Annotated in this window: 2 protein-coding genes; both read right to left on the bottom strand. The window is 41.7% G+C overall.

Annotated features, from left to right (window positions below):
* Positions 1-2,260, bottom strand: a 2,260-nt coding sequence (locus A5875_RS23815) for a MucBP domain-containing protein (RefSeq protein WP_176244740.1), incomplete at its 3' end; no start/stop codon positions are given.
* Between the two features lie 181 nt (positions 2,261-2,441).
* Positions 2,442-2,726, bottom strand: a 285-nt coding sequence (locus tag A5875_RS23810) for a hypothetical protein (protein WP_176244739.1), incomplete at its 5' end; no start/stop codon positions are given.

Genomic DNA, 2,726 nt, shown 5'->3' with positions numbered 1-2,726 from the left:
AATCGCTATCTGAATCTGAGTCGCTATCACTGTCGGAATCGCTATCTGAATCTGAGTCGCTATCACTGTCGGAATCGCTATCCGAATCTGAGTCGCTATCACTGTCGGAATCGCTATCTGAATCTGAGTCGCCCTCATCTTCTGTAACGTACTTAACAACCGTATCTTCAAAAGGATCAGCTATCTCAGGTGCTTTATATCCTTTGGTCGGATCATCATTATCGACAAGCTCAAGTTCATTTCCATCCTTATCTACAGCACGATAGCCTGGTACATAAGGAATAATATGTTGGTCTGGATTTAATTGATCGCCATTTACAAGGTATTGAATTTCATCTGAACCCGTAAATGCTGGATCGTCACTACTCAAAACAAAACTTCCTACCATTTTGAAAACAAGAGTAATTTCAGAATAGCCATCACGATCGACAATCATATCGCTATCAGATTTTTCTGCATCAAGACCTAAATAGAGATATCCTTCAGGCAAAGCCATCTTATCCTTAATAAACTCCTGAGTGATCGCCCGACCTACGACAGAGTTCCATATGTCACTGGTGAAGATTGTCTCCCCATTTATATCTACGTAATGGAAAACTAACTGCGCATAATTGCCTGAATAGACATACGTAACGACCGAACTTCCATCCGCATTCACTTTCATGTCAGCATCGGAGGATTCAGTATCGATTTTTTTGAATGTATAACCTTCAATACTGATATTTTTTTTGACAATAGCTGAACCTACTGTTGCTTGTTCAATCTGATCTTCTTCTAAGGTTTCACCTTGTTCATCCACAAAACGATGAGTAACGGTGACTTGGTTGGCAGTGTAGACATAGGTAACCACGGATTCGCCATTGCGATCGACAATCATATCAGCATCCGAATCATCAGATTTTTTCAAATAGGTATATCCTTCAAGTTCTTCTATTCGCTCAGGAATTACTGCATCTACTTTGGTAGAAACTGATTGTTCTGTAGCAATCTCTTCTCCCGCCTCATTAACATAGCGGTAGATTACTTGAGCGTCTTTTGGTGTGTAGATATAGGTAATTACAGAAGTCCCATCCGAATTCACCTTCATATCTTCGTCAGAAGTATCCGTATCAATTTCTTTAAAGGTATACCCTTCTATCTCGACAGGATTCTCGATAATCGTTGACCCAATCGCGGCTTGTTCTGTATGGTCTTCTCCTATGGTCTCACCCTGTTCATTTATATATTTATGAGTGACCAGTGCGTTGTTAGTACTGTAAATGTAAGTAACAGTAGATTGTCCACTGCGATCGACAATCATATCAGCATCCGAATCATCAGATTTTCTTAGATAAGTGTAGCCTTCAATCTCATCCATTCGCTCAGCAATTTCTGCATCTACTTTAGTAGAAACTGATTGTTCAGGTGCAATCACTTTTCCTTCTTCATCAACATAGCGGTAAATTACCTGAGCATCCTTTGGTGTGTAAATATAGGTAACCGTCGAACTTCCATCTGGATTAGCTAACATATCACTGTCAGAATCAGAAGAAATTTCCTTAAATGTATAACCTTCAATCTCTACATTTCTTTCAGCAATCTGCTCACCTACAATGGCATCATCGGCAATAAACGCTGGCAAAATCACTTTCCCACTTTCCGATAAATATCGGTAAGTGACCGTTGTTTGAACAGCTTCTCCACCTTGATCTGATAAGGGCCCTGGCCCCCAAAGTGTCATGATCTCATCTTCAACCTGTGCTCCAATATCAGCAAAAGCTTCTGTAAAAGTTTTCAACTCAGCAGTCGTCACTGTTGGCGGTGTAGCTGTCGCGCCTGATCGTGCAGCCAACAGATCTTGATAGGGTTGGTCCAACACATTGTGATACGTCCATCCTTCTTCCCAATCAATATAGGTCTTATATTGATTGATCGCTTGATTTGCTTTTGTAGTCGCTGCCCGTCTTGCACTCTCGACAGCTGGAATAGCTGCACGCAGCTCATTTGCTGCATTGGTTACTGTTCCTCCCGTATCTGTAGGATTATCAGCCTGTATTTTCAGTAAATTCTGAATCAGCGCAGCAATCTCAGGCTCATTCTCCACAGCCCTCGCTAACGTGAGTGCTGGTTGAACGATTTCTTTATCTACTTTTTCAGTTAGCGGAGACCGGACCAGACCCGATCTATCGGAACCCTCTGGTAAAACATCCATCATATCCGCTTCATTTTGAACTAATGATTCCGCCTTAGTAGAAGGTCCCAGTGAAGATCCCAGGATCATTGCTCCAATAACACTACTCTTTACCACCCATTTTTTCTTTACCTTATGCAGCTTGTATCTCTTGTAAACACTTTTGGGTGGACTTGTGACTATTCTGTATTTATTCCCTTTCATAGCAGCCATCCTTTTTAAAAAGGTTACGCTCTAAGACGCGAACGTAACCTTCTCCTATTATGTGTAACTAAATCTTGTGATTCTTAGGTCGATCTTTTCTCTTTCTCTTCTCACCATGGAAAGCTAAGCCCATTGAGACTAGTCCCAGCCCAGCAACTGAATACATTAATTGATCATTATTCGTATTTGTGCTTGGTAGTTTCTTCGCCTTATTGGTGTTTCCATCCGAATCTGAGTCGCTATCGCTGTCGGAATCGCTATCTGAGTCCGAGTCACTGTCGCTGTCGGAATCACTATCTGAGTCCGAGTCGCTATCACTGTCGGAATCACTATCCGAATCTGAGTCGCTATC

This window comes from Enterococcus sp. 3H8_DIV0648 (genome assembly GCF_002140655.1).
Taxonomy (GTDB): Bacteria; Bacillota; Bacilli; order Lactobacillales; family Enterococcaceae; genus Enterococcus_A; species Enterococcus_A hulanensis.
This window is presented reverse-complemented; position numbering and strand designations above follow the sequence as displayed.